This window comes from Streptomyces sp. NPDC054883 (genome assembly GCF_053610645.1).
The window spans coordinates 21,767-47,080 of sequence record NZ_JBSGYT010000060.1; the positions used below are offsets into that span (position 1 = coordinate 21,767).

22 protein-coding genes and 5 pseudogenes are annotated in these 25,314 nt (G+C 70.3%); 14 read left to right on the forward strand and 13 right to left on the reverse strand.

Translation table 11 applies throughout. From position 1 onward, the window contains the following. The first annotated feature begins 105 nt into the window (after positions 1-105). Positions 106-1,635, forward strand: a complete 1,530-nt coding sequence (locus ACWGH1_RS31240) for a ricin-type beta-trefoil lectin domain protein (RefSeq protein ID WP_453354374.1) — start codon at positions 106-108, stop codon at positions 1,633-1,635. Positions 1,636-1,696: 61 nt separating this feature from the next. On the opposite strand, the gene ACWGH1_RS31245 is transcribed toward ACWGH1_RS31240, so the two are convergent. Then, complete coding sequence (locus tag ACWGH1_RS31245) at positions 1,697-2,470, reverse strand: glycerophosphodiester phosphodiesterase (protein WP_453354375.1); 774 nt, start codon at positions 2,468-2,470, stop codon at positions 1,697-1,699. A gap of 53 nt (positions 2,471-2,523) precedes the next feature. Between ACWGH1_RS31245 and ACWGH1_RS31250 the strand changes: the two genes are divergently transcribed. Beyond that, entirely contained in the window at positions 2,524-2,922 is a 399-nt protein-coding gene (locus ACWGH1_RS31250; RefSeq protein WP_453354376.1) for a hypothetical protein, read from the forward strand. Here the strand turns inward: ACWGH1_RS31250 and ACWGH1_RS31255 are convergent. After that, positions 2,885-4,552 carry a fumarate hydratase gene (locus tag ACWGH1_RS31255; protein WP_453354377.1) on the reverse strand — a complete coding sequence of 556 codons (1,668 nt, stop codon included), beginning with the start codon at positions 4,550-4,552 and terminating at the stop codon, positions 2,885-2,887. The genes ACWGH1_RS31250 and ACWGH1_RS31255 overlap by 38 nt on opposite strands. 181 nt (positions 4,553-4,733) lie before the next feature. Here ACWGH1_RS31255 and ACWGH1_RS31260 point away from each other — a divergent pair, with 181 nt between their 5' ends. Both ACWGH1_RS31260 and ACWGH1_RS31265 read left to right on the forward strand, forming a co-directional pair. Beyond that, the gene (locus tag ACWGH1_RS31260; RefSeq protein ID WP_453354378.1) at positions 4,734-5,426 is read left to right on the forward strand and encodes a DUF1707 SHOCT-like domain-containing protein; all 693 of its coding nucleotides are present in this window, start codon (positions 4,734-4,736) and stop codon (positions 5,424-5,426) included. Between the two features lie 177 nt (positions 5,427-5,603). Then, complete coding sequence (locus tag ACWGH1_RS31265; protein ID WP_453354379.1) at positions 5,604-6,002, forward strand: WhiB family transcriptional regulator; 399 nt, start codon at positions 5,604-5,606, stop codon at positions 6,000-6,002. A 122-nt stretch (positions 6,003-6,124) separates the two neighbouring features. On the opposite strand, the gene glpX is transcribed toward ACWGH1_RS31265, so the two are convergent. Then, positions 6,125-7,156 (reverse strand): class II fructose-bisphosphatase, encoded by a 1,032-nt coding sequence (glpX, locus tag ACWGH1_RS31270; RefSeq protein WP_453357669.1) that lies wholly within the window; start codon positions 7,154-7,156, stop codon positions 6,125-6,127. A 225-nt stretch (positions 7,157-7,381) separates the two neighbouring features. Between glpX and ACWGH1_RS31275 the strand changes: the two genes are divergently transcribed. Continuing rightward, entirely contained in the window at positions 7,382-7,900 is a 519-nt protein-coding gene (locus tag ACWGH1_RS31275) for a DUF4245 domain-containing protein (protein WP_453409216.1), read from the forward strand. Between the two features lie 92 nt (positions 7,901-7,992). On the opposite strand, the gene ACWGH1_RS31280 is transcribed toward ACWGH1_RS31275, so the two are convergent. The 4 genes from ACWGH1_RS31280 to ACWGH1_RS31295 form a co-directional block, all read right to left on the reverse strand. Beyond that, complete coding sequence (locus ACWGH1_RS31280) at positions 7,993-8,583, reverse strand: malonic semialdehyde reductase (protein WP_453355615.1); 591 nt, start codon at positions 8,581-8,583, stop codon at positions 7,993-7,995. A 143-nt stretch (positions 8,584-8,726) separates the two neighbouring features. Continuing rightward, the gene (locus tag ACWGH1_RS31285) at positions 8,727-8,957 is read right to left on the reverse strand and encodes an exodeoxyribonuclease VII small subunit (protein WP_453355614.1); all 231 of its coding nucleotides are present in this window, start codon (positions 8,955-8,957) and stop codon (positions 8,727-8,729) included. A gap of 75 nt (positions 8,958-9,032) precedes the next feature. Beyond that, the gene (gene xseA / locus ACWGH1_RS31290) at positions 9,033-10,298 is read right to left on the reverse strand and encodes an exodeoxyribonuclease VII large subunit (protein ID WP_453355613.1); all 1,266 of its coding nucleotides are present in this window, start codon (positions 10,296-10,298) and stop codon (positions 9,033-9,035) included. A gap of 9 nt (positions 10,299-10,307) precedes the next feature. Next, a complete protein-coding gene (locus ACWGH1_RS31295) occupies positions 10,308-11,702 on the reverse strand; it encodes an APC family permease (protein WP_453355612.1) in 1,395 nt (464 codons plus the stop codon). An 86-nt stretch (positions 11,703-11,788) separates the two neighbouring features. Between ACWGH1_RS31295 and ACWGH1_RS31300 the strand changes: the two genes are divergently transcribed. Continuing rightward, on the forward strand, positions 11,789-12,853 hold the full coding sequence (locus tag ACWGH1_RS31300; RefSeq protein ID WP_453355611.1) for a 4-hydroxy-3-methylbut-2-enyl diphosphate reductase: 1,065 nt from the start codon (positions 11,789-11,791) through the stop codon (positions 12,851-12,853). 33 nt (positions 12,854-12,886) lie between these two features. Next, the gene (ppgK, locus tag ACWGH1_RS31305; protein ID WP_453355610.1) at positions 12,887-13,636 is read left to right on the forward strand and encodes a polyphosphate--glucose phosphotransferase; all 750 of its coding nucleotides are present in this window, start codon (positions 12,887-12,889) and stop codon (positions 13,634-13,636) included. Between the two features lie 38 nt (positions 13,637-13,674). Here ppgK and ACWGH1_RS31310 read toward each other — a convergent pair whose 3' ends face one another. Further along, positions 13,675-14,175 carry a DUF6542 domain-containing protein gene (locus ACWGH1_RS31310; protein ID WP_453409214.1) on the reverse strand — a complete coding sequence of 167 codons (501 nt, stop codon included), beginning with the start codon at positions 14,173-14,175 and terminating at the stop codon, positions 13,675-13,677. A 134-nt stretch (positions 14,176-14,309) separates the two neighbouring features. Between ACWGH1_RS31310 and ychF the strand changes: the two genes are divergently transcribed. Further along, positions 14,310-15,398, forward strand: a complete 1,089-nt coding sequence (gene ychF / locus ACWGH1_RS31315; RefSeq protein ID WP_453354002.1) for a redox-regulated ATPase YchF — start codon at positions 14,310-14,312, stop codon at positions 15,396-15,398. Between the two features lie 290 nt (positions 15,399-15,688). On the opposite strand, the gene ACWGH1_RS31320 is transcribed toward ychF, so the two are convergent. After that, complete coding sequence (locus ACWGH1_RS31320) at positions 15,689-15,889, reverse strand: hypothetical protein (RefSeq protein WP_453354001.1); 201 nt, start codon at positions 15,887-15,889, stop codon at positions 15,689-15,691. A gap of 290 nt (positions 15,890-16,179) precedes the next feature. On the opposite strand from ACWGH1_RS31320, the pseudogene ACWGH1_RS31325 reads away from it, so the two are divergent. The 3 pseudogenes from ACWGH1_RS31325 to ACWGH1_RS31335 form a co-directional block, all read left to right on the forward strand. Then, positions 16,180-16,662 (forward strand): annotated as a pseudogene (locus tag ACWGH1_RS31325) (DUF3631 domain-containing protein); the annotation flags it as partial. Next, positions 16,634-17,401: pseudogene (locus tag ACWGH1_RS31330) on the forward strand (tetratricopeptide repeat protein); the annotation flags it as partial. The pseudogenes ACWGH1_RS31325 and ACWGH1_RS31330, both read left to right, overlap by 29 nt. Beyond that, positions 17,299-17,708, forward strand: a pseudogene (locus ACWGH1_RS31335) (NUDIX domain-containing protein). The pseudogenes ACWGH1_RS31330 and ACWGH1_RS31335, both read left to right, overlap by 103 nt. 43 nt (positions 17,709-17,751) lie before the next feature. Here ACWGH1_RS31335 and ACWGH1_RS31340 read toward each other — a convergent pair. The 3 genes from ACWGH1_RS31340 to ACWGH1_RS31350 form a co-directional block, all read right to left on the reverse strand. After that, positions 17,752-18,684: a hypothetical protein gene (locus tag ACWGH1_RS31340; protein WP_453354000.1), complete on the reverse strand. Its 933-nt coding sequence runs from the start codon at positions 18,682-18,684 to the stop codon at positions 17,752-17,754. Beyond that, the gene (locus tag ACWGH1_RS31345; RefSeq protein WP_453353999.1) at positions 18,681-22,220 is read right to left on the reverse strand and encodes a P-loop NTPase; all 3,540 of its coding nucleotides are present in this window, start codon (positions 22,218-22,220) and stop codon (positions 18,681-18,683) included. Before ACWGH1_RS31345 ends, ACWGH1_RS31340 begins: the two co-directional genes overlap by 4 nt. 128 nt (positions 22,221-22,348) lie before the next feature. After that, the gene (locus ACWGH1_RS31350; protein WP_453409215.1) at positions 22,349-22,792 is read right to left on the reverse strand and encodes a CPCC family cysteine-rich protein; all 444 of its coding nucleotides are present in this window, start codon (positions 22,790-22,792) and stop codon (positions 22,349-22,351) included. Positions 22,793-22,956: 164 nt separating this feature from the next. On the opposite strand from ACWGH1_RS31350, the pseudogene ACWGH1_RS31355 reads away from it, so the two are divergent. Then, positions 22,957-23,208, forward strand: a pseudogene (locus ACWGH1_RS31355) (type II toxin-antitoxin system Phd/YefM family antitoxin); the annotation flags it as partial. A 20-nt stretch (positions 23,209-23,228) separates the two neighbouring features. Continuing rightward, a pseudogene (locus tag ACWGH1_RS31360) lies at positions 23,229-23,333 on the forward strand (type II toxin-antitoxin system YoeB family toxin); the annotation flags it as partial. Positions 23,334-23,746: 413 nt separating this feature from the next. Here ACWGH1_RS31360 and ACWGH1_RS31365 read toward each other — a convergent pair. Beyond that, a complete protein-coding gene (locus ACWGH1_RS31365; protein WP_453357603.1) occupies positions 23,747-24,736 on the reverse strand; it encodes an SMP-30/gluconolactonase/LRE family protein in 990 nt (329 codons plus the stop codon). Positions 24,737-24,827: 91 nt separating this feature from the next. Between ACWGH1_RS31365 and ACWGH1_RS31370 the strand changes: the two genes are divergently transcribed. Continuing rightward, positions 24,828-25,265 (forward strand): MarR family winged helix-turn-helix transcriptional regulator, encoded by a 438-nt coding sequence (locus tag ACWGH1_RS31370; protein WP_453357604.1) that lies wholly within the window; start codon positions 24,828-24,830, stop codon positions 25,263-25,265. The last annotated feature ends 49 nt before the right edge of the window (positions 25,266-25,314 follow it).

Below are 25,314 nucleotides of genomic sequence, written 5' to 3' on the forward strand. Positions count from 1 at the left end.
CGATTGCCTCCTGGAAAAGTTGAGCAATTGTCTTGTTCGAAGTGTTCCCAACTCCCCTACCGGCCAGTAAATACCGGGGGTAACACTGATATCGGGGAGGCGTTCATGGCACGTGCTCGTACGAAACCCAGGCTCAGATCTACCTTCGCCGCCGTCGCGGCGATCGCGGCCGCCCTCGGGGGCGTCACCGCCATCACCCCCATGGCCCAGGCGGCACCCGTCGCCGGACCGGCGGTGACCCCCCTCTCGCCCGAACTGGAAGCCGTCCGGGCGGCCGAGGCCACCAAGATCTACGGGGACCCGGCCATCCGCCCGGTCGCGGACCGCAAGACCGGCTTGATCTCGCTCGGCGACAGCGAGATTTCGGGCGAGGGCGTCGGCAACTACGACCCGGCCACCAACACGTCCGCCAACCAGTGCCACCGCTCGCCCGACTCGGCGATCCACCGCACCGGCATCCCGGCCGACCTCACCTTCAACGTGGCCTGCTCCGGCGGGTACACCGGGAACATCCGGATCGGCGGCAGCAAGCAGTACGCCGACGAGCTGGTGCAGAGCGACAGCCTGGCCATCAAGGCCCGCAACACCCGCATCAAGATGGTGCTGCTGGTCGCCGGAGCCAACGACGACCTCCAGTTCGGGCCGGTCATGACGGACTGCGTCACCCGCTGGGTGCTCAGCCAGGGCACCTGCGAGCCCAAGTACGGCCCCGGCTGGCAGGCCCGGGTCGACGGCCTCAAGCCCAAGGTGGAGGCCACCGTCGCGGACCTCAAGACGGTCATGCGCGAAGCCGGCTACGCCGACTCCGACTACAAGCTGGTCGTGATGGGCTACCCGAGCCCCATCGGCCCCGACTTCAACGACAACCCCAACTTTCCCGGCAAGCTCCCCGGAGGCTGCGCCGGCTACGACTCCGACGCCGCCTGGGGCCGCAACTACGCGGTACCCACGTTCGAGAAGGGCATGCGCGAGGCGGCCCTCGCCTCCGGCGCCACCTACCTGGACAACTCGCGGCTGTTCCACGGCCACGAGGTCTGCATGGAGGACGCCTGGGCCCGCGGGCTCTACCTCGACCTCGGGGACCACTTCCCGTGGGACGAGAACACCGCCCGGCAGTCCTTCCACCCCAACTACCGGGGCCACGGCGCCTTCGCCTCCTGCCTCACCCAGCTCTACGACTCCGGCCTGCGCGAGGCCTCCTGCGCCGACCCGGCGAGCACCGGCACCCCGGTCCTGACCCCCGGCGCCTGGGACTCCCTCTACAAGCCCCTCAAGAACGAGGCGACCGGCAACTGCCTCGACACCTTCGGCGGCTCCAGCGCCAACGACACCAAGGTGGTGGGCTGGGACTGTCACGGCGGCCGCAACCAGGGCTGGTGGTACGACACCACCCGCAAGGCCCTGCACACCGAACTGACCCAGGACCGCTGCCTGGACGTCCCCGGCGCCAACTACGGCAACGGCACCGCCCTGATCATCTACAACTGCCACGGCGGCGCGAACCAGCAGTTCGTCCGCGACGGCGCCACCCTGCGCCCGGCGGCCGCCCCCGGCACCTGCCTGACCGTCGCCGCCCCGCACGAACCGCTGCGCCTGCAGACCTGCAACGGCTCGTCCAACCAGCGCTTCGTCTGACCCGCCCCGGTACACCCCCGCACCCGGCCGGTCCCCGGCCGGGTGTCCCACTCCGTGTCCTTCAGCGCGCGCGGCGCTCCGCCAGCTGCTCCCGCACCTGCCGGGGCCGGTTGGTGATCAGCGTGTCCACGCCCAAGCGCAGGCACAGCTCGACGTCCTCGGGCTCGTCCACCGTCCACACCCGTACCGCGAGCCCCCTGGCCTTGAGCCGGCCCACCAGGGCCGGGTCGCTCCGTACGAGGTCGATACCGGGACCGGCGTGACCCGCGAACGGCGGCCGCGGGGGGCGCAGCCGGCGCTCGATCAGGTAGACGGCGGGCAGGCCGGGCGCGAGCCGGTGCAGCCGGGTCAGCGCGGTCCGGGAAAAGCTCATCACCTCGACCAGGCCGTCGGCGCCGTCCGCGAGCCCGTGTTCCTTGAGCACCCGTACGAGCTCGGCCTCCAGCCGGCCGCCGGCGCGGGTGGGGTGCTTGGTCTCGACGGCCAGCCCGACGGGCCGGCCGGCGGCCAGCGCCTCCTTGAGCAGGTCCTCGAAGAGCAGCACCTGCGCCCCGCGGTGCGCCTCCCCCTTCCACCGGCCGAAGTCGAGCGCGGCCAGCTCCTCGTAGGTCATGGCGGAGACCACCCCGCGCCCGTCCGAGGTCCGCTCCACCCGCCGGTCGTGCACACACACCAGGCGCCCGTCGGCACTGAGCCGCACATCGCACTCCAGCGCGTCGGCCCCGTCCTCGATGGCCTGCCGGTACGCGGCCAGGGTGTGCTCGGGGTGCTCGTCGGAGGCCCCGCGATGGGCGATGACCCGCACGCCGCGGGCGGTGGGAGGCTGCTCAGTCATGGTGCAGACGTTATCGGGATGACGCGGCTGCCCCGTCACCGCATGCTGCACGGATGGCCGAACAGCCGATGACGGCAATGCTGCACTGCGGGCCGTGCGAGGAGTGCGTCGACGAGGAGTGGCAGACCGTCGAGGACGGCGAACTGCGCAGGTACGCAGAGGAGTCCTGCCCGCGCTGCGCCGTCCGGGCCTGCGACCGCGGCCGGGGCGTACCGCCGCCGTGGATCCGGGAACGCACAGCGGCGCGCGAGGGCACCGTTCACCTGCCGGTCGGCGGATCCGACGGGGTGCCGATCGCCCTGCTTCGCCAGGCGTACGGCCTGAGCATCACCGAGGTCGTCGCCGCCCGGGCGGACGGATGGCGGGCCACCCCCGTCGAAGCCCGCTACCTGGCGGGCTGCGACGGGTCGGGTGCTAGGCCAGACCCGGGCCGCGGACCGGGATGTGGGTGAAGGTGGGTTCCGGGGCGGGGTTCTGGAAGAAGTCGTTGCCCTTGTCGTCGACGACGATGAAGGCCGGGAAGTCCTCGACCTCGATCTTCCAGACCGCCTCCATGCCGAGCTCCTCGTACTCCAGGACCTCGACCTTCTTGATGCAGTCCTGCGCCAGGCGCGCCGCCGGGCCGCCGATCGAGCCGAGGTAGAAGCCGCCGTGCGTGCCGCAGGCGTCCGTAACCTGCTGCGAGCGGTTGCCCTTGGCCAGCATGACCTTCGAGCCGCCCGCCGCCTGGAACTGCTCGACGTAGGAGTCCATGCGGCCGGCCGTGGTCGGGCCGAAGGAGCCCGAGGCGTAACCCTCGGGGGTCTTGGCGGGGCCCGCGTAGTAGACCGGGTGGTCCTTGAGGTACTGCGGCATGCCCTCGCCCGCGTCCAGCCGCTCCTTGATCTTGGCGTGCGCGATGTCGCGCGCCACGACCAGCGGGCCGGTCAGGGACAGCCGGGTCTTGACCGGGTGCCGCGAGAGGGTCGCGAGGATCGACTCCATCGGCTGGTTCAGGTCGATGGAGACCACGTCCGAGGACTCGCTGAGGTGCTCCTCCGTGGTCTCCGGCAGGAACCGCGCCGGGTCCGTCTCCAACTGCTCGAGGAAGACGCCCTCGGCGGTGATCTTCGCGACCGCCTGGCGGTCGGCCGAACAGGAGACGGCGATCGCCACCGGCAGCGACGCCCCGTGGCGCGGCAGGCGCACCACGCGCACGTCGTGGCAGAAGTACTTGCCGCCGAACTGCGCGCCGATGCCGATCTTCTGGGTCAGCTCGAAGACCTGCTGTTCGAGGTCGAGGTCGCGGAAGCCGTGGCCCAGCGCGGAGCCCTCGGTCGGCAGCTCGTCCAGGTAGTGCGCCGAGGCGTACTTGGCGGTCTTGAGCGCGTGCTCCGCCGACGTGCCGCCGACCACGATCGCGAGGTGGTAGGGCGGGCAGGCCGCCGTACCGAGCGAGCGGATCTTCTCCTCCAGGAACTTCATCATGGAGGCCTCGTTGAGGACCGCCTTGGTCTCCTGGTAGAGGAAGGACTTGTTGGCGCTGCCGCCGCCCTTGGCCATGAAGAGGAACTTGTACGCGCCGCCGTCGGTCGCGTACAGCTCGATCTGCGCGGGCAGGTTCGAGCCGGTGTTCTTCTCCTCCCACATGGTGAGCGGGGCCATCTGCGAGTAGCGCAGGTTCAGCCGCGTGTAGGCGTCGTAGATGCCGCGCGAGAGGGCCGCCTCGTCGGCGCCCTCCGTCAGCACGTTCTGGCCCCGCTTGCCCATCACGATCGCGGTGCCCGTGTCCTGGCACATGGGGAGCACGCCGGCGGCCGCGATGTTCGCGTTCTTCAGCAGGTCGAGGGCGACGAACTTGTCGTTCGAGGAGGCCTCGGGGTCGTCGATGATCCGGCGCAGCTGCGCGAGGTGCGCGGGGCGCAGGAAGTGCTGGATGTCGTGGATGGCCTCTTCGGCGAGCTTGCGCAGCGCCTCGGGCTCGACCTTGAGGAACGTACGGCCGTCGGCCTCGAAGGTGGAGACGCCTTCGGAGGTCACCAGCCGGTAGGGGGTGGTGTCCTCGCCCAGGGGCAGCAGGTCGGTGTACGCGAACTCCGGCATCGTGGCCATTCCTCACTCGGCAGACAGCGCTGACGACCAATTGGCAGCGCAGTCCACCAGCGTAGGACCTCGCCGGACGGCTGTGTCTGTGAGGTAAGGCTCACTGGCCGGGGGAGGGTGATCCGCGGCCGCCGCCGACGGGGGAGTATCGCGATCTATCGTGTCTGGCTATGCTGGTGGCGTGGACCTGGAAAAGCACCCCGCCGCCCCCGCCGCCCCTGCCGCGCCCGCCGCTCCGCCGGCCGTCGGGCTGCGCGCCTCCGACGCCGACCGGGACCGGATCGCGCAGATCCTCGCCGACGCCGTGGCCGAGGGCCGGCTGACCGCCGAGGAGCACTCCGACCGCCTGGACTCCCTCTACGCCGTCAAGACGGTCGGGGAGCTGGACGTACTCGTACGTGACCTCCCCGCGGCCCACGGCGCCGCCTGGGCGCCCGCGGCGAGCGCGCCGCCCGCGCCGGTCGCGGGGCCGGCGGGAGCGGAGGCCGAGACGGTGCTGGCGGTGTGCAGCTCCGCCTCCCGCAAGGGCCGCTGGCGCCCCGGCGCGCTCATCCGCGCGATCTCGGTCCTAGGTGACGTCTCCCTCGACCTCACCGAAGCCGTGTTCCGGCAGCGGGTCACCGAGATCAACGTGAACTGCGTCCTCGGCAACGTCGAGATCACCGTCCCGGAGAACGTGACGCTCCGCGGCTACGGCGGCGGCGTGCTCGGCAACTTCGAGGTCACCGACGACAGCGGCGCGGCGGCCGACCCGCAGGCGCCGGTGGTGATCGTGCGCGGCTTCGCGCTGCTGGGCAACATCGAGGCCCGGCCCAAGCGCGGCGCCCGGGTGAGCGACCTCGCGGGCAAGCACCGGCCGCACCTCGGCGGCTGAGCACTTCGGCCGCCGCCCGCCGCCCCGGGGCGCGGCACGGGCGGGAGCGGAGGGACGCGTTTCGGTCGAAGTTCGGTGGAGCGGCCGACGGGCGGCACGCAGTGCTTAGGGGCACGTACAGCGGGTAGGGACAGACGCATCGTCTCTCGCTCGCGTATACGTCGTCAGGAGTAGACCGTGCCGCATCCGCCGCATCAGTCCCTGCAGGTAGCCGCCGTCCAGACTCTTCGGCCGCGTCCGGCCGCCGTGCCGCAGCCGCGGGTGCCGGCGAGGGAAGAGGACGGCCCCTGGCATGCGGAGGCGGTGTGCCGCAGGGACGAGGCGGGGCTGTTCTTCGCACCCTCCAAGGAGCCCACCGCGGCGCGGCTCGCGCGCGAGGAGGCCGCCAAGCGGGTCTGCGCGCGGTGCCCGGTGATGGTGGCCTGCCGGGAGCACGCACTGCTCCAGCCCGAGCCCTACGGGGTGTGGGGCGGACTGACCGCCGCCGAGCGGCGCGTCGTACTGGCCCGGCGGCGGCGCCGGGCCGCCGAGCTGCGCCAGGGCAGCGGGGCGGGACCGGTGGCGGCGGCGGGGTGAGCCGGGCCCGCCCGGGCGGTGTGGCCCGTCCGTACGAAGGAACGTGAGCGGACAGAACGCGCGAGGGGCGGTCCTCCACCAGGAGGACCGCCCCTTCCGCATGGCCGGCCGGCCGGGTGCTCCTACTTGGCGCGGTCGAAGTCGATCGCGCTGTAGGCGCGCAGCTTCGACAGCCGGTGGGTGGAGTCGATCTGCCGGATCGTGCCCGACTTCGACCGCATGACCAGCGAGGACGTGGTCGCGGTCTCCGAGCGGTAGTGGACGCCGCGCAGCAGCTCGCCGTCCGTGATGCCGGTGGCGACGAAGAAGACGTTCTCGCCGGACACCAGGTCGTTGATGTGCAGCACGCGGTCCAGGTCGTGGCCGGCGTCGATGGCCTTCTGGCGCTCGGCGTCGTCCTTGGGCCACAGCTTGCCCTGGATGGTTCCGCCCAGGCACTTGATGGCGCAGGCCGAGATGATGCCCTCGGGGGTGCCGCCGATGCCGAGGAGCAGGTCCACGCCGGTGCCCTCGCGCACCGCCATGACCGAGCCCGCGACGTCGCCGTCCGAGATGAACTTGATGCGGGCGCCGGTCTCGCGGATCTCCTTGACGATGCCCTCGTGGCGGGGGCGGTCCAGGATGACCACGGTGACGTCCTCGACGGCGATGTTCTTCGCCTTGGCGACCCGGCGGATGTTGACCGAGACGGGGGCGTTGATGTCGACGAAGTCGGCGGCCTCGGGGCCGGTGACCAGCTTGTCCATGTAGAAGACCGCGGACGGGTCGAACATGGTGCCGCGGTCGGCGGCGGCCAGCACGGCGATGGCGTTGGGCATGCCCTTGGCGTTCAGGGTGGTGCCGTCGATCGGGTCCACGGCGATGTCGACCTCGGCACCGGTGCCGTCGCCGACCCGCTCGCCGTTGAAGAGCATCGGGGCTTCGTCCTTCTCGCCCTCGCCGATGACGACGACGCCGTTCATCGAGACGGTGGAGATCAGGGTGCGCATGGCGTTGACCGCCGCGCCGTCCGCGCCGAGCTTGTCGCCGCGGCCCACCCAGCGGCCGGCGGCCAGGGCGGCGGCTTCGGTGACGCGGACGAGTTCCAGGGCGAGGTTGCGGTCGGGGGCGTCGGGCGAGACTTCGAGCTGGGGCGGCAGGTTGTGCTCGGTCATCGGAGCGCACCTTTCTGTACGACGACGGCCGGGATGTGAGGGTGCTGGAACTCTATCGGTACGTCGACATATTGAGCAGAGCGGGTCACTTATGAGCGGAATATCGGTCAAGGTGTTGGCCTGAGCGGACATCATGAGCCCTGGCCGACGGCTTCGCCGGGGCGCCGCGCCCTACCCCGGCGGTGATCGCTCCCGCGCGTACGGGACTATGGAGCCGTGGCAGGTATGAAGGGCAAGCAGACGGTCCTGGACATGGTCCGGTCGCTGGCGGTGATCGGTGTCGTCGTGGCGGGCATCTACATGTTCGTCCCGCATGACGAGAACGCCGACCCGACGCGCGTGGTCGACTACCGGGTGGAGACGGCGACGGCCCGGCGCGCGGCGCCGTACCCGGTCGCCGCGCCCGTGGGCCTGCCGGCCGAGTGGCGGGCGACCTCCGTGTCGTACGAGCGCAAGAACGCCGACGCCTGGCACCTGGGGTTCCTCGACCCGGACAAGCAGTACGTGGCGGTGGAGCAGTCCAGCGACGTCTCCGCCAAGAACATCGCCAAGGTGACCCAGCAGGCCAAGCCCACCGGGCAGTCGCAGCAGGTCGGCGACCAGAGCTGGGAGCGCTGGGACGGCGACCAGTACGACGCGCTGGTGCGCCGCGAGCAGGGCCACGTCACGGTGGTGACGGGGACCGCCTCCTTCGAGGGGCTCGGCGCGATGGCCGCGGCGCTGGAGTTCAAGCAGGGCCGGTAACCCCCGGCGGACATGCCAGAGGCCGCCCACCCCCGATCCCGGGGTGGGCGGCCTCTGGCGTTGCGCGCGGCCGGGGCCGGCCGCTACCGCACTCAGACGGTGGTGACGACCTGGTCGAACGACAGGCGCGGGGAGCGCGGGAACCAGGCGTCCTCGCCCGGCTTGCCGATGTTGACGACCATCAGCGGGGTGTGGTCGGCGTCCAGGAACTCCTTCTGGACACCGGCGAAGTCCAGGCCCGTCATCGGGCCGGCGGCCAGACCGGCGGCCCGGACGCCGATGATGAAGTACGCGGCCTGCAGCGCGGCGTTCAGCAGGGCGGCCTGCTCGCGGGCCGGGCGCTCGGCGAAGAAGAGGTCCTTGGCCTGCGGGAAGTGCGGCAGCAGCTGCGGCAGCTCCTCGTGGAACTCGTTGTCGGCGGAGAGGATCGCGACCAGCGGGGCGGAGGCGGTCTTGGCCTGGTTGCCCTCGGCCATGTGCTGCACGAGGCGCTCGCGGGCCTCGGGGGAGCGGACCAGGGTGATGCGCAGCGGCGTCTGGTTGAAGGCGGTGGGGCCGTACTTCACCAGGTCGTAGATCGCCTGGACCTGCTCTTCGGTCACCGGCTCGTCGGAGAAGGAGTTGGCGGTACGGGCCTCGCGGAACAGCAGGTCCTGAGCGGCGGCGTCGAGAACGAGAGACATCGGAAAGCCTTCTTCTATACGGGTGTGGAGCGCGATGTCCCCGACTCTACGGCGGAGATAGATGAATTTTCAACTAAATATCGGATGGAGTGGCCGGGATCACACCGGCCGCGCTCCGGGGCCGCCGCGCGGCGTCCGACGGCTCACTCGCCCCGGTCGCCCTCCTCGCCCCGGTCCCGCTCGGCCAGTGCCGAATCGAGCCGGGCCCGCGCCCCCTCCAGCCAGTGCCGGCACACCTTCGCCAGCTCCTCGCCCCGCTCCCAGAGCGCCAGTGAGTCCTCCAGCGAGGTCCCGCCCGCCTCCAGCTTGCGGACGACCTCGATGAGCTCGTCCCGGGCCTGCTCGTATCCCAGCGCCGTACCGGCCTCAGTCATTCCCGTCCCACTTCCTGCGCCTCGTTTCGGTCCAGCGAATCGTCCTGCGGATTCCCGCAGTGGGCTTACGCCCCGTCAATCGGCGCCCCCGGCGGGTTCTTGACCCGCGGCCCGCGCCCGCTCCGCGCGCTCCGTCCGGTCCACGCGTACGCAGAACTCGCCGGCCGCCACCCGGGCGCGCAGCACGTCCCCCGCGCCGACCTCCTCCGGCGCGCGCACCACATGGCCGTCGGCCCGCTGGAGCACCGCGTACCCCCGCTCCAGGGTGGCTGCCGGGGACAGCGCCAGGACCCGCGCCCGGGTGTGCGTCAGCTCCGAATCCGCCCGGTCCAGCAGGTGGCCCAGCGTCCGCCGGCTGCGCGCCAGCAGGGCCTCCACCTCCGCCTCCCGGGTCTCCACCATCCGCTGCGGGTGCACGAACACCGGCCGGCCGAGCGCGTGGGCGAGCCCGCGCTCCTCCCGGTCGAGCAGCCCGCGCACCGCGCGCAGCCCCCGGCCCTGCAGCTGGCGTACCCGCTCCAGCTCCTCGCCGACGTCCGGGACCACCTTCTTCGCCGCGTCCGTGGGCGTGGAGGCCCGCAGGTCCGCGACCAGGTCGAGCAGCGGGGAGTCCGGCTCGTGCCCGATCGCCGAGACGACGGGGGTACGGGCGGCCGCGACCGCCCGTACGACCTCCTCGTCGGAGAACGGCAGCAGGTCCTCGACGCTCCCGCCGCCGCGCGCCACGATGATCACGTCGACCTCCTCCAGGGCGTCGAGCTCCCGTACCGCCCGGATCACCTGGGGCACCGCGTTCACCCCCTGCACGGCGACGTTGCGCACCTCGAAGCGGACCGCCGGCCACCGGCGCCGGGCGTTCTCCAGCACGTCCCGCTCGGCCGCCGACGCCCGGCCCACCACCAGCCCGATCAGCTGTGGCAGGAACGGCAGCGGCTTCTTGCGGTCCAGCGCGAACAGCCCCTCGGAGGCGAGCGAGCGCTTGAGCTTCTCCAGCCGCGCCAGCAGTTCGCCGATGCCGACAGGCCGTATCTCCGTGGCCCGCAGCGACAGCTGCCCGCGCGGGGCGTACCACTCCGGCTTAGCCCGTACGACGACGCGCGCGCCCTCCGACACCAGGTCCGCGACGTCGTCGTAGACCTGGCGGAAGCAGGTGACGCTGAGCGAGATGTCGTGCGACGGGTCGCGCAGCGTCAGGAAGACCACCCCCGCCCCCGGCCGCCGGGACAGCTGGGTGATCTGCCCCTCCACCCACACCTGGCCGAGCTTGTCGATCCAGCCCCCGATGAGCCGGGACACCTGACCGACCGGCAGCGGCGCCTCGGCCGACGTATTCAGACCCATGCAGGCAGGCTAGCCGCCCGGACCGACAGTGGTACCGGGCCCCGCCCCCCGGGGGCGCCCGCGTCGGCCCCGCTGGGCCACCAGCACCACCAGGCCCACCACGAGCCACAGCGCCCCCACCACCTGCGCCGTCCGGGCCGCCTCGACGATCACCGCGACGGTCACCGCCGCCCCCAGCACCGGGAGCAGCAGGTGCAGCCACCAGTTCGGGGGCCCCGAACCCCGCCGTACGACGAACCACCCCACCACCGAGGCGTGCAGCAGCGTGAACGCCACCAGCGCCCCGATGTCCACCACCGACACCAGGCGGTCCAGGCCGTCGTCCCGCCGGGCCGCCCAGACCGCCGCGACCAGCGTCACCGTCGCCGCCACCAGCAGGGCCGGCCTGGGCGTGCCGTCCGAGGTCCGCGCCAGCACCCGCGGCAGCCGCCGCTCCCGGGCCATCGCGAACACCAGCCGGCCCGCCGCGGCCTGCCCCGCCAGCGCCGCGAAGGCCGCCCCGATCGCCTTGCTCGCCGCGACCAGGTCGTGCAGCCAGCTGCCGGCCGCCGACTCCACCGCGGTGTAGAAGGCCGGCCCCTGCAGCGCCGGGTCGGCCGCCAGCTCCGCCGCGGACAGCGGCATCAGCAGCGCGGCCAGGTAGCTCTGCGCGACGAACAGCACCCCGGCCAGCGCCAGACAGAACAGCACCGCCCGCGCGACCCGCTCCGAGCCCCCCGTCACCTCTTCGGCGAAGGACGCGATGGCGTCGAAGCCCAGGTACGACAGGACCGCGACCGATACCGCGCCCAGCACGGCGGCCACCGAGAAGGCCAGCGAGCCGTCCCCGGTCAGCGGGGACAGCCAGCCGCGCCGTGCGCCGCCCCGGGCGAGCACGGTCACCGCCGCGACCACGAACACCAGCAGCACCAGGACCTCCATCGCCAGCACGGCGAAGCCCACGCGCGCGGCGGCCCGTACGCCCCGCAGGTTCAGCAATGTGGTCACCACGACCGCCAGTGCCGTCCACACCCACCGGGAGACCTCGGGGACCAGGGCGTTCATGGCGATGCCGGAGAAGAGGTAGGCGACCGCCGGGATCAGCAGGTAGTCGAGCATCGCCATCCAGCCCGCGATCAGCCCGGCCCCCTCGCCCAGGCCCTGGCGGGCGTACGTGAACACCGACCCGGCCCGCGGGGCCACCCGCACCATCTGGGCGTAGGAGGAGGCGGTGAAGGCCATGGCGACGGTCGCGGCGAGGTAGACCAGGGCGACCGCGCCGTGCGACTTGGCGTCGAGCGTGCCGAAGATGCCGACCGGGGCCATCGGCGCGATGAAGAGCAGCCCGTAGACGACCAGGTCCCGGAAGCCGAGGGTGCGCCGCAGGGCGGCGGGCGCCGTGGGGGTGTCCGTCGCGGACGCCATCGTTCCTCCGGGGGATAGCCGGTACGTACGTGCCACTCAGTCTCTGCCGAACGGGCGACGACCGGCCTGCCGGAGACCCCCGTACGATGGACCGCATGACTGCTCCCGCCCCTGCTCCCGCTTCCCGCCGCGTCCTGCTCGCCGCCCCCCGCGGCTACTGCGCGGGTGTCGACCGAGCCGTGATCGCCGTCGAGAAAGCCCTCGAGCAGTACGGCGCGCCGGTCTACGTACGCCACGAGATCGTGCACAACAAGTACGTGGTGCAGACGCTGGAGAAGAAGGGCGCGATCTTCGTCGAGCGGACCGAGGAGGTCCCCGAGGGCTCCATCGTGATGTTCTCCGCGCACGGCGTGGCCCCCGTGGTCCACGAGGAGGCGGCGCGCGGCAAGCTCGCGACCATCGACGCGACCTGCCCGCTGGTCACGAAGGTGCACAAGGAAGCCATCCGCTACGCGAACGAGGACTTCGACATCCTCCTCATCGGCCACGAGGGCCACGAGGAGGTCATCGGCACCTCCGGCGAGGCCCCGGACCACATCACGATCGTCGACGGCCCGCACGACGTGGAGAAGGTGACCGTCCGGGACGAGTCGAAGGTCGTCTGGCTGTCGCAGACCACGCTCTCGGTGGACGAGACGATGGAGACCGTCGACGCGCTCAAGACCAAGTTCCCGCTGCTGGTCTCGCCGCCGAGCGACGACATCTGCTACGCCACCTCCAACCGGCAGGCCGCCGTCAAGCAGATGGGCGCGGACTCAGACCTGGTCATCGTCGTCGGCTCCAAGAACTCCTCGAACTCCATCCGCCTGGTCGAGGTGGCGCTGGACGCGGGCGCGGGCGCGGCCCACCTGGTGGACTTCGCCAGCGAGATCGACGAGGCCTGGCTGGAAGGCGTCACCACGGTCGGTTTGACCTCGGGCGCCTCGGTGCCGGAGGTACTGGTCGAAGAGGTGCTGGAGTGGCTGGCGCGGCGCGGGTACGGGGACGTGGAGATCGTCAAGACGGCGGAGGAGTCGATCGTCTTCTCGCTGCCGAAGGAGCTGCGCCGCGACCTGCGCGCGGAGGCGGCCGGGCTGGTGGGCGGCGGCTCGGGCGAGGCCCCGGGTGGGGCCGGCACCCCTGTTGACGCCCCGGAGTCGGCCGACCAGTAGGCCGCGGCCCGCGCCGTTGCCTACGGTGGTCGCATGGAGATCTTCGGTGTGGACATCGGCGGAACCGGCATCAAGGGCGCTCCCGTGGACCTGGACCGCGGCGAGCCGGTGCACGAGCGCCTGAAACTACCGACACCGCACCCGGCCACCCCCGAGGGGGTGGCCGACGTCGTCGTCGAGGTGGTCCGCCACTTCGAGTGGGACGGCCCGGTCGGCGTCACCTTCCCCGGCGTCGTCACGGACGGCGTCACGCGCACCGCGGCCAACATGGACCCCGCCTGGGTCGGCGTGGACACGGCGGCCCTGCTCACGAGCCGGCTGGGCGGGCACCCCGTCACGGTACTGAACGACGCGGACGCGGCCGGGGTCGCGGAGATGACGTACGGGGCCGGCCGCGGCCGCACCGGCACGGTCATCCTGCTGTCGCTGGGCACGGGCATCGGCAGCGCCCTCTTCACGGACGGCCGGCTGGTGGCCAACACCGAGCTGGGGCACCTGGAACTGCACGGCCACGACGCGGAGAAGCGGGCCTCGGTGAAGGCCAAGGAGGACGCGGAACTGACCTGGGAGCGCTGGGCGCGGCGCGTGCAGAAGTACCTGGCCCACGTGGAGATGCTGTTCTCCCCCCAGCTCTTCATCATCGGCGGCGGAGTCAGCCGCAAGCCCGAGAAGTTCCTCCCGCTGATCGAGGGCATCCGGGCGGAGATCGTCCCGGCGCAGTTGCAGAACAACGCGGGCATCGTCGGCGCGGCGATGGCGGCCCGCCCGGCGAAGGCGCCGTAGCACTCCTGTCCGGGGACTCTTGCGGGGACGGCGGCTGCCTAGGCCATGCGCCTGGGCAGCCGCCGCTTCCCGATCAGCGCGGCCTTGCGCACCAGCGCGATCAGCGCGGCGATCACCGTGCCCGCGTACAGCCAGCCGGCGTGCAGGGACAGCGCCGACACGATCCCCATCAGCTCCCCGCCGAAGCCGCCGGAACCCCCCGAGACGGGCCACACCCCGACGGCGAACGCGATCGGCACCGACACCGGCGCGGTGATCAGGTCCGCCGGGCGCACCCAGAGCGCGGTGGCGGCGGCGACGGGCAGGAAGAGCAGCCCGTACGCGAACAGCGAGGAGCCGAAAAGCAGCCAGTCGAGCCCGCCGACCAGCACCATCGCGGCGCAGGCGAACAGCCCCCCGCCGAGCCCGGTCAGCCGGGGCCGGGGCAGCCGCCGGACGGGGGCGGACCGCGGCGGCCGGCCCGCCCGCGGCCCGCGCACGGGGCGCTTCGTTCCGTACCGCTCCGCGCTGCTGTACTGCTCCACCCTGTATGGCTCCACCGCACCAAACTAGGCGGGAGGGCCGTCCGGGGCGGCCTGGACACGCGTACATCGAGCGCCACTCAGCGGAAAGTAAACTGTCAGGTGGCCCATCCCCGGGCCGCCGCCCCCTCCAGCTACGGGAAGTCGCCAACGTGTCGCTCACGATCGGAATCGTCGGCCTGCCGAATGTCGGCAAGTCGACCCTGTTCAACGCCCTGACCAAGAACGACGTGCTGGCGGCCAACTACCCGTTCGCCACCATCGAGCCGAACGTCGGCGTCGTCGGTGTCCCGGACAAGCGTCTGGCCGTCCTCGCGGGCATCTTCAGCTCGCAGAAGATCCTCCCGGCGACGGTCGACTTCGTCGACATCGCCGGCATCGTGCGCGGCGCGTCGGAGGGCGAGGGCCTGGGCAACAAGTTCCTCGCGAACATCCGCGAATCGGACGCGATCTGCCAGGTCATCCGTGCCTTCAAGGACGAGAACGTGGTCCACGTCGACGGCAAGGTCTCGCCCAAGGACGACATCGAGACGATCAACACCGAGCTGATCCTCGCCGACCTCCAGTCGATCGAGAAGGCGGTGCCGCGCCTGACGAAGGAGTCCCGCCTGCAGAAGGAGAAGGTCGCCGTCCTGGCCGCCGTCACCGAGGCGCAGAAGATCCTCGAAGCCGGCGACACGCTCTTCTCGAAGGGCATCACCAAGGGCACGGAGCAGGGCGACCTCCTCCACGAGCTGCACCTGCTGACCACGAAGCCGTTCCTGTACGTCTTCAACGTCGACGAGGACGAGCTGACGGACGACGCCTTCAAGGCGGAGCAGAGCGCCCTGGTCGCCCCGGCCGAGGCGATCTTCCTGAACGCGAAGCTGGAGCAGGACCTCTCGGAGCTGGACGAGGACGAGGCCCTGGAGCTCCTCCAGTCGGTCGGCCAGGAAGAGCCCGGCCTGGCCACCCTCGGCCGCGTCGGCTTCGACACCCTGGGCCTCCAGACCTACCTGACGGCCGGCCCGAAGGAAACCCGCGCCTGGACCATCAAGAAGGGCGCCACCGCCCCGGAGGCGGCCGGCGTCATCCACACCGACTTCCAGCGCGGCTTCATCAAGGCTGAGGTCATCTCCTTCGCCGACCTGGTCGAGTGCGGCTCGGTCACCGAAGCCCGCGCCAAGGGCAAGGCCCGCATGGAGGGCAAGGACTACGTCATGCAGGACGGCGACGTGGTGGAGTTCCGCTTCAACGTCTAATACGTCCGGCGAAAGGCCGTCTGACCTGCGGTGGAGTAGGTTGGGCGGCCTTTGTGGTCCGCACAGAGTCCGCAGCGTGCTGGATGAGTCCAGCACGCGAGGGAGCGGCTACGCCGCTTCGTCGACCCGTGGCCGGGCATCGGCGGACTGGTCCGCGTACGCCTTGTCGACAGCGGCCCGGGTCCGCCCCTCGGAGTCGGGCCACAGACGGGTCTAGATGTTCAGCATCACGGCCGCGTTGGTGTGGCCGAGGCGCTCGGAGGCGGTCTTCACCGACTCGCCGTGCTTGATCAGCAGGCTGGCGTAGTGGTGCCGGAGAGCGTCAGGTCCGGCCCCTTCGCTATGCCGGCCTTCGCGCAGCCGGGCCGCCAGGACCCGTCCATGAAGTGCGTGTAGACCACGGGTCCGCCTTGCGGCGCCGTGAAGATCCAGCTCTCGGGCCCATCGGCGGGGAAGTCCCGCAGGTGGGCCTTCATCGCATCCACCGCCACGCGGGGGAGTGGAACCGTGCGGTGTGAGCAAGCGGTCTTGGCCGGGCAGACGTACGCGCCATGCTTGGCCGTTTGCTGGACCTGCTGCTCGACCCATCTTCGGTCCGAAGGCCGGGGACAAGGAGGACCTCCGGGGCCTGCTGAACGCCGGACATCAGCGCAACCGCCCCACCTGGTGGATCTCCGGCCCGGAGCACAAGCCGAGTGCGTTCCCGACCTTCGCCATGGCCGCGCTGGCAGGCATTGGCGACCTGCCGGACACGATCACGGATCGCGCCGTCGTGCTCCGCATGCAGAAGCGCAAGCCCGGCGAGAAGGCCGCCCCCTTCCGCTCCTGGCACTCCGTCCCGGAACTGAACGCGCTGCGCGACCGACTGACCGCATGGTTGACCCCGCTGCGCGGGACAGCGCACCGGCCGGTGACACCGATGCCGGTCGAGGATCGGGCTGCCGACACCTGGGAGCCCCTGGTGATCGTCGCCGACCTGGCCGGCGGCCACTGGGCCGCCCAGGCCCGTGCCGCCTGCCTGGCGATGACCAGGAACGAAGTGGTCCAGGACGAGCAGACGACAATGAAGACCCGGTTGCTCCGGGACATCCGACGAGTCTTCGAGCAACAGGGCGACACGGAGGCGCTGCGCAGCCGCGACCTGCTCGCCGCCCTCGTCCAAGAAGTGCCCTGGGCCGAGTACTGGACGAAGGGTCTGAAGGCCTACCACCTGGCCAACCTGCTGCGCGACTTCGGCGTCAGCCCGGCCAACCACCGCTTCGAGAACGACAGGCAGGCCAAGGCGTACGCCTGCAACCAGTTCCTCGACGCCTGGGCCCGCTACTGCCCCGACCCTGTCCCACCGGATGCCAGCCCGGCGCAGGAGGCCCCGCCCGTACGCCCGACATGGGGCAAGCCTCCGGCCCCGCCGGCAGGCACCCTCCCTTGTCGGCCTAGAGTGACTTGGGCGTCGTACGCCAGATCACCGCGGCCTTCAGCGCGGCCGACGAGCGCCTCGGCGGCGGACACGGCCTGACCACCGTCACCGCGTACCTCGCCGACACAGCTGCCCCCATGCTGCGCGGACGCTTCCCCAGCGAAGCCTTACGCCGGGCCGCCTTCGGCGCCGTCGCCGAGCTCGCCTACCTCGCAGGGTGGAAGCACCACGACCTCGGCCAGGAAGGCGCCGCCCAGCGCTACTACCAGGTCGGATACCAACTCGCCTGCAAAGCCGACCCCCACGGCCACGCTGCCTGGATGATGCGAGCCCTCGCCCACCAGGCCCTGAGCCTCAAGCAGCCCCCCACTGCGTCGACCTCGTCGAAGGGGCCCTGCGGCGCGGCCTCGGCCACGTCGACGGCCAGACCGAGGCTCTCGTACAGATCACACATGCTCGCGCCTTCGCAGCCACCGACGCGTCATCGTCCACCACAAAGCCACCAACCGCGTCGTCCTCCTCCAGCGCAGCGAGAACGCCAAGTTCGCCCAGGGCCTGTGGGACCTCCCCGTCGTCAAGAGCGAACCGGGCGAACCCATCACCGAAACTGCGGTGCGCGAGCTCTACGAGGAGACGGGCCTCACCGTGAAGCCCGAATCCCTCAAGGTCGCCCACATCATCCACGGCGCCTGGGGCGTCGAAGCCCCCAACGGCTTCCTCACGGTCGTCTTCGCCACCCACGAATGGACCGGCGAACCCGAAAACCGCAAGCACTCTCAGGTCTGCTGGGTCGACGCCGACGCCATCCCCGACGCATTCGTCGACACCACGGCCAGCGCCCTTCGCCAGTATTTGTCTGGCGACACTCCGTTTCCCTTGGCGGATGGGTTTGAGCCTTGGCTCCGGTACAGGCGATGGGCCGCTCGTCTGAAGAGCTCACATGGGAGTGAACAGCCCCTTCCAGTGCCAAGAGAGGCGTCGCAGGAGCTCATCCGTGGTGTCGTCCGGGTGGATCTCGTGGAGCAGCTGGGCAAGACGCAGAGCTTGAGCCACCTCCACCCCCGGACGCAGACCCAGTGCGCGCATGACATCGGCTGCGCCGACGGCCAGAGATCTACCCGTGTCGGCGAGCAGGGCCCACTCGGCCATGAGCCGCATGGCTCTTGTGAAATCAGCGTCGTGCGATAGCTGGGAGACCGCCCTCTCCCAGCGGGCGCGATACTGGTCGTGGATGCCGTTGAGCTGCCGGTCATCAAGTCGTTCAAGCCCCAGATCGCCCGCAGCCTCTTGCAGGCTGCGCTGGTATCTCGGATAGTCCCGCCGCTCAAGAGCCGACCGCCATTGGTCGACCAAGGGGACCCGGTCGGGGCTTCGCTCCACAGATTTGGCGGTTTCGAAGACGAATTGGGTGTGCGCTTCGTTCTGTGTGAGCAACCGCGCCAGACACTCGTGCCACTCGTCGGCCGAATGCGGTACGGCGGTGCCGCACGCGGTCTCGAACCATTCGATGCAGGTTTTCTCCGTCTTCTCGTCCTTGGGTTGGCTCCGATCGACGTGGTGGACAAGGAAGGTGCGCAGTCGCCCCAGCACATGGACGAACTTTGCGTCGGGAACCGAGTGTCCCAATGCCTCCGCCTGGGACCCCAGCCAGCTGTGGCTTACCGACCACGCTTCTTTGTACCAGGCACTCGTCCAGACGGTCGTTGTGAAGAACGCGGTCTGCGGGTGGGAGAAGTCCGGCGGCGGGAGGCTGACATCCGCACCAGCCTGCCGGCCGAGGAGACGGTGGGTCAGCTGGTCCAGGGACTTGTGCAGCCTGATGATCCTGTTCCAGGCGGTCTCTGGCGTGACTGCGGGGGTGGTGGTCACCGTGCCCCCTTGGTCTCGCGCTGGCGCTCCCCTGCGGGTCCGAGGAGCTGGGGGCCGCGCCGTTCTCCGGGTTCCCGAGGGGGCTCCAGCCAGGGTCCGCGCATATTGAACACCGCATAGGCGTCGAGCGTGCGCCCGACGATCGCCTGGTCGGCGCCGAATTGAGACGGGTCGAAAGGAAACTCCCGCTGATAGTCCTCGACCCAGCAGCGGCCGCCCCTGAACCCGGAGTCCACGCGCAGTACCCGTGCCCTAAAGACCTTGGGCATCCCGTCCTCCGAACTAGCGAGATAGACATTGATGACGCGTCGGCGATCGCGCTGCTCGAAGGAGAGACGGTCAAGTTCCCGGAAGGCGTCGAGGGCATGGGTGACCCTCCCTAGGTGGAAGAGCGCCAGCGCCCGCATGAAGAGGACCCGCGACGAGGCCACGTCGTACGTCGTCGCGAGATCCGTGAGGTCCAGGCATTCTTGCCAGGCCGTGCCGTCCAGTGGCAGGGTCTGGCGCTCCCCGGACATGAAGCGTTCACCCGTCCGCGCGAACCAAAGCAGGTCCACCGCGATGCGGATACATCTTTCGTCCTGCAGCCGGTTCGGTTGGGCACGGAGGTGCTCCAGCGCACGCTTAACACCCTCGGGTTGGGGGTCATTTTGCAGGAAACCGCTCACCTTGAGGGCGTAGAAGAAGGCGGCCAGTGGCTCGTCGTACTCCTCGAGCTTCTTGAGCTGCTGTCCGGCAAGTACGCGGTCGCCAGCCCAGGCCGCGATGTCCTGGAACTTACTGTGGTAGAGGGCCGCCTGGCGCGGGTCGAGTGTGTCCGGGTCGATCGCCGTCAGAGTGGACAGGCAGTCACCGAGCAGAGTGGCAGCTGCTTCGTCGGAGAGGACACCCGCCTTGAGCGTGTCGCGGCTGGCCCAGCACAAGACGTCGACCGGATAGTAGTTTGTCCCGTCACACGACAGGGCGGACTGCACGCTCCGCTGGATAGCACGGAGTTCGTCGGTGATGTACTCCTCGCTTGGTGGGGGATTGGGCAGTCGGCCGTTGGGTGCTGAGTGCAGCATTTCGTACAGTCGGGAGCCACGCACACTGGCCTGCTCGACGAAGAGGTTGAGCTTGATCTGCGGTCGGAGGCCCAGGTCCTCGGCGGTGCGGAGAGCCTCGTCCACGGCCTCCTGGGCCGCCTCTAGGGCAGCCTGGCGGGTGCTGGGGTCCGTACCCTGCCGCCGCTGGTCCCGGACCGCCCACTCCCTGCGCAGGTTGACCTCCTTGTGGGTGAGCCTGGCGTGAACCACCGGGTCGGACACGCGGCTGCGTAGTTCTGCGATGGAATCGGCAAAGGCGAGGTAGTGCTCCCCGTACAGGCGCTGTTCGTAGGCCACCTGCGGGCCAATCCGGGTTAGTAGCTCGATGGCGAATTCGATCTCGGGCCCACCGTTGCGTGCTCGTACGTCGGGGCGTACAAGCTCGAGGACCTCGGCGATCTGGGCCGCCTCCCGCTCCTTCCCCGAGCCCCGCGCCTGGGTGAGCAGCCTTGCCTCCAACTGGTTGCGGCCTCCGAGGGTGTAGTTGCCCTGGTCGTCCTCGTCCCACCGGATGATGTCTATGCCACTCAGTAGGTCCGGGAGGTTGCGTACACCGTCGCGGCCGACGGTCCGCAGTGCGAGTTCCAACGGCATGCGCAAGCCATGGCTGTGGATCAGGAGGACCAGGCTCAGCAGCCGCTCAAAGGGATCGTCCTCTGCCATGGATGGCGCGTCGCTGGGGCGGTCCAGGAATACAGCCAGGCCGTTCAGCAGCCCGGCCTTCACCAGCGCATGGGCCATGAGGGTGTTCGCCTGGAAGTCCATGCGGGTGCGAGCGGCGTGGCTGAGCCGCTGCTCCGATCGACGCAGCTCCAAGGCCAGTCCGCTGGACAGCGGGCCGTGCACCTCGGGCAGTAGCCGGTACAGCGCAGACAGGAACGACTTGTCACGAGACACGGCCTGCTCGTCACCAGGCTTGAGCCGGATGCCGAAGTGCCCCAGGTAATTAATGAAGCGCTGCAGCTCCTTGCCCGCGAGCGTTGCAGCGGCCTCGATAAAGTCGCGGCCTGGCACGTACCGGGGGACGGGGGGCGCGGACTTGCCGGATTGGCCGTTTCTCCGGTCCACGGTGACGCCGAAGAGCTCCTCGTCCCAGTAGCAGCTGCCCACCACGACAACCTTCCGCCCGCGGCTGCGTAGATAGTCGAAGAGCCGTTGGTACTCCTGCGGCTCGAGCATGCCGTCCCAGACGATCAGAGTGCTATCGCCCGTTTGCTCCTCGGCCCAGAGGCAGAAGTCGTCCAGCGCCTCGTACTCGGGGCGGGTCGAGCGCCGGGGGATGTGCAGCACGACACGGCGTCCGTTGTGGGCGGTTCGGAAGGCTAGACGGGCAAGGGCGACGCTCTTTCCTGTGCCGGACTGACCTGCGACGAGGAGCGGCGCCTTTTGGTTCCGGGAGCCGGCAGTCTGTTCCACGAGATCCCACAGGGTCTGCTCGAAGGACCGCTGAAATGACAGTCCCCGGGCATGGGCCCACCAGGCCGGAGAGCCGTCGCTCATACCGAGGAACTCCCGGAACTTCTGGTAGCGACGATCGGCCGACTCTGCGGGCGGATCATCGAGTACGTCGACATCCACGGGCCGGGCGTGCGGGAGGATGCGCTGCCAGCGGCTTCGGTCCATGGGTAGTAGCCGGTCGCCGACCCGCAGTGCCCGGGTGGCTGCGATTGCGGGAAGTTCCTCGCTCAACCGACCCGTACTGCGTGCCTCGACCACGATCGACGCGAAGGAGTCCCGGTGTGGAACGAGGACCTGAAGTTCGATGGCCTCCCGGATGTGGTCGTCCGCCAGAATCTCGTCGGTAGCTGAGAAGAGGTGCACCTGGCCGCGCGCAGAGTCGCAGATCTGCGCGTACAGCATTTCGGGGGTCAGCCAGTCGTCGAGTCCCCAGCCCTCAATCACGAGGAGCCCTCTCGGGGTGAGGGCGTCGGACACAACGCGACCTAGGGCTTCCGCCGCGATCGCCCGACGGCGGGTCAGGTCTGGCCTGGTTGAGGGAGGCTGGTCTTCGGCGGGCTGGTCCACCCCGCCGAAGAGCATGAGCGCCTGGACGTCGTAGATGTTGCGTGAAACCCGCGTCCGATCGCGTTGCGGCACGCTTTGTTGAATGGTCCGCCATTCACGCCGCAGGCCCGTCCGCCATGCTGGGTCCACGGCAGAGGAGAGCACCCCGTTCCAGGGGAAGTGCAGAGCGGTCCGGGCAGGGGGCGGTAGTACCAGCGCACGCCCCGCCTCGGTGAGCGCGTTGGCCACGGCCTGGCGCTGGGCGGAGTCGATGCTGAGTACCGTCTGGTAAACGCTCTGCTGGAGCTCGTCGACCCCCAGAGCCCTCGCGAGCGGACCGGTGAGTGGGTCGGAACCCGTCTCGATCGACAGATAGCGTTGGCCGAGCAACAGGAAACACGGCCCACGGTCCAAGCGTTCGAACAGTGCCTGCTTTCCCGCGTGCATGACGTCTCCAGCCTGTCAGGTGTGCTGCTGGGTGCAGTCGCAGCGCATGGCCGTAATTCTGCCTCAGGGTAAGGAAGTTGCAGGCAGAACGAGATCAAAGAAGTTTGGACCCGGTGCCATGCGGGACGTCATGATGCCCGGTGGTCTCGACGCCAGAAGGTGGGGAGCCACCAGCAGAGCACTGAGCGGTCATGGGGCCAGCGAGCGCGGTCCTCGGCTTTCCAGTCCGCGAAGGAGCCGCGTGTCGAGTCGATGGGGCGCCAGGCAGGGTCGAGCGGCTCGTCCGCGGCCGGTGGGCGGACGTACCGCCTGCCACGCTGGTCGCAGGCGCCGAAGTCCTGGTAGTTCTGCTGGGCCTCGATCAGGGACACCTTGTTCGCGCCGCCGGGCATGGTCGGCCAGCGGAACTGGACCCGGTCGTCCTCCCAGAAGCAGACGGGGCAGATCTCGTACGAGCCGGGCATGGCGTCGAGCACGCGGTGCCCGCAGCAGGGACAGGGACAGCGGTCGCTCACCTGCGCCGCTTCAACGTCTGAGCGTGTGAAGGTGCGCCACCTTGCCACGTTGTCCACCGGGCGAATCCGCAGGCCAAAGGGCCAGCTCCTCGGGGGTGGGCCCTGACTTTTCCGTGCTGGGACGGTGCCGGCATGGCTGACAGTCCATCAGCTGCCTCCCCTCCTGGACGGCGCGGAGAGCGGTACGTTATTGGGGACCACTTGATGGGAGAGGTCAGGTCGTGTCCATAACCGCGAGCGAAGCTCGCAAAGCTCTCTTTCCGCTGATCAAGAAGGTCAACGACGACCACGAGGCCATCGAGATCGTCTCCAAGTACGGCAATGCCGTGCTCGTCTCGGCCGAGGATTACGCGGCGCTGCGTGAGGGCTCGTACCTGCTGAGCTCCCCGGCGAACGCTCGTCGGCTGCTCAAGGCGTACGAGAACGCCTCGGCCGACATCAATGTGCCGGGGCGCGGGCTGATCGATCCGGACGTGGCGGACGCGGGTGGCGCGTGGGGCTTGTCTTCGAGGATCAGGGCTGGGAAGACTGCGGGTCCTGGCTCAAGAACGACCGCAAGGTGCTCACCCGGATCAACAAGCTCATCGAGGACATCAGGACCTGGTTACGGACAAGGGGATCGTCGTCCTCCCGGCCCGATACCGGTGCTGATCGCTGAGTGCCAGGACGCCCCTCCCGTGCTGGGGCGGCCTTTTCGAGAACACCCTTTCCGTAGGTGGGGGCTCTGTGCTCGACATTCCACTGCAACGGGTCAGCAGGGGCCGGACTCTGGTGAGTCCGGCCCCTTCCGCACTCCCGTGCTGCCTGTCGGTCGCTGCGTGGCGGGGGGAGCTTGTCGAGGTTCAGGCTGACCTCGAAGGGTCGCGGATGCACCGGTAGTGGGGGATGCCGGCCTCCGCGAACCGGCCTTCCGCGCGCGGCGGGCGCCTCCGGTCGGGCCGTGCGGTCATGAGGCAACGCCGGCGATCGCAGCCCTCATGAGGGGCCGCCCCGCCCCTGTTCCGGCTCGGGTCAGAGGCCGGGGACCGAGGCGATGGTGAAAGTGGTCGGGGTGCCCGTGGACGGGGTGAGGGGGCCGCCCTTGTCGAACTGGGAGCGGACCACCAGGGTGCGGCCGCGGGTGCGGGTGAGGGTGGTGGGGATCTGGAGGTCCGGGTCGGTGAGGGTGCGGGTCAGGCGGGCCGCGGTGCCGTCCGGGGTGAGCTGCCAGCGGGTCAGGGTGTTGGTGGTGTTGTGGGCCACGCGCAGGAGGCCGCCGGGGGAGAGCTGGAGGCCGTCGCCGTGCTTGAGGTCGCCGCCCCGGAGGGCGACGCGGGACAGGGCGCCCGTGCGGAGGTCGATCCGGTGGAGGTCGCCCGCGGTCATGTCGACGGTCAGCAGGAAGCGGCCCGCCGGGTCGGCGGTGATGCCGTTCAGCGTGGCGCTGCCCGCCGGCGCCGGCGGGACGGCGGCGCTCAGGTCGTAGGCCACCTCCAGTACGCCGGAGCCGGCGGCCAGCCGCGCCGGGGTGACGCGGTAGACCACCGCGCGGAAGCTGTCGGTGAGGTACGCGGTGCCGTCGGGGGTGAGCGCGAGGTCGTTGACGAAGGACGGGGCGCCGCCGGGGGTGTCGAAGTGGGCCAGGCGGGCGCCGGAGCGGGTGTCGTACACCGCGACGCCCTTGGTGGAGTCGGTGACCCACAGCCGGCCGTGGGCGTCGACGGACAGGCCGTTCGCGGTGTGGCGGCCGTCGGCTCCGGCCGGGAGGAAGACCTCGGCGGTGCGCTGCCCGGGGCGGGCGCGGTAGACGGTGCCGTCCGCGTACGAGCCGACGTAGACCGTGCCGGTACGGGGGTCGGAGGCTATGCCCTCCGGGTAGACCTTCCCGCCGGGGAGGGAGAAGGCGGTGGACAGCTGCGCGGGGGCGGCCGCGTCGGCCGGGGCGGCGCCCAGGACGAGGGTTGTGGCGAGGGCGGCGGCGAAAGGCAGTGCCCTGAGGGTGGAGTTGGCGGTGAAACGCATCCGGCGACGTCCTGTTCTGTGTGGTCGACCATGCTGTGGGCTCGAATGTAAGTTAGAGCTCTAATGTATGCAAGGGGCCTAGGATGTGGGAATGACTTCCATGCCTGCCCAGGAGCGCATCGGCGCGTACATCAAGCGCGCCGAGCAGGCGCTCCTCGCGGCGAAGAACACGGCGTGCAAGCCGGCGGCAGTAACGGTTCCCCAGTACGCCGCCCTGCTCTGGCTCTCCGAGAAGCCGGGCATTTCCGCCGCCGCGCTCTCGCGCCTGTGCGGGGTCACTCCGCCGACGATGAACACCGTGCTGAAGAACCTCCAGGAGCGCGGGTTCATCGAGCGCACGCCGCATGAATGGCACGGCAACGTGCTGGAGACCCGGCTCACCGAGCAGGGCCGGGCCGCGATGGAGCTGGCTGACACCGGGGCGGTGCGGGTCGAGCGGGCGCTGGCGGCCGAGTTCAGCGGCGAGGAGCGGGAGCGGCTCATCGAGCTGCTGGAGCGGTGCGCGAGCGTCCTGGGCGCCTTGAAGTGACCCCGGGCCCCGGACCCCGCCCCGGCCGGGCCCCGATCCGGGCCCGGCC

Coding starts and splice junctions, on each gene's coding strand:
- ACWGH1_RS31240 (WP_453354374.1), top strand. CDS start 106: ATGGCACGTGCTCGTACGAAACCCAGGCTCAGATCTACCTTCGCCGCC.
- ACWGH1_RS31285 (WP_453355614.1), bottom strand. CDS start 8,957: ATGACTGAGGCCGGTACGGCGCTGGGATACGAGCAGGCCCGGGACGAG.
- glpX (WP_453357669.1), bottom strand. CDS start 7,156: ATGACCGAGCACAACCTGCCGCCCCAGCTCGAAGTCTCGCCCGACGCC.
- ACWGH1_RS31295 (WP_453355612.1), bottom strand. CDS start 11,702: ATGGCGTCCGCGACGGACACCCCCACGGCGCCCGCCGCCCTGCGGCGC.
- ACWGH1_RS31280 (WP_453355615.1), bottom strand. CDS start 8,583: ATGTCTCTCGTTCTCGACGCCGCCGCTCAGGACCTGCTGTTCCGCGAG.
- ppgK (WP_453355610.1), top strand. CDS start 12,887: ATGGAGATCTTCGGTGTGGACATCGGCGGAACCGGCATCAAGGGCGCT.
- ACWGH1_RS31275 (WP_453409216.1), top strand. CDS start 7,382: ATGAAGGGCAAGCAGACGGTCCTGGACATGGTCCGGTCGCTGGCGGTG.
- ACWGH1_RS31245 (WP_453354375.1), bottom strand. CDS start 2,470: ATGACTGAGCAGCCTCCCACCGCCCGCGGCGTGCGGGTCATCGCCCAT.
- ACWGH1_RS31255 (WP_453354377.1), bottom strand. CDS start 4,552: ATGCCGGAGTTCGCGTACACCGACCTGCTGCCCCTGGGCGAGGACACC.
- xseA (WP_453355613.1), bottom strand. CDS start 10,298: ATGGGTCTGAATACGTCGGCCGAGGCGCCGCTGCCGGTCGGTCAGGTG.
- ACWGH1_RS31365 (WP_453357603.1), bottom strand. CDS start 24,736: ATGCGTTTCACCGCCAACTCCACCCTCAGGGCACTGCCTTTCGCCGCC.
- ACWGH1_RS31345 (WP_453353999.1), bottom strand. CDS start 22,220: ATGCACGCGGGAAAGCAGGCACTGTTCGAACGCTTGGACCGTGGGCCG.
- ACWGH1_RS31300 (WP_453355611.1), top strand. CDS start 11,789: ATGGACCGCATGACTGCTCCCGCCCCTGCTCCCGCTTCCCGCCGCGTC.
- ACWGH1_RS31250 (WP_453354376.1), top strand. CDS start 2,524: ATGGCCGAACAGCCGATGACGGCAATGCTGCACTGCGGGCCGTGCGAG.
- ACWGH1_RS31370 (WP_453357604.1), top strand. CDS start 24,828: ATGACTTCCATGCCTGCCCAGGAGCGCATCGGCGCGTACATCAAGCGC.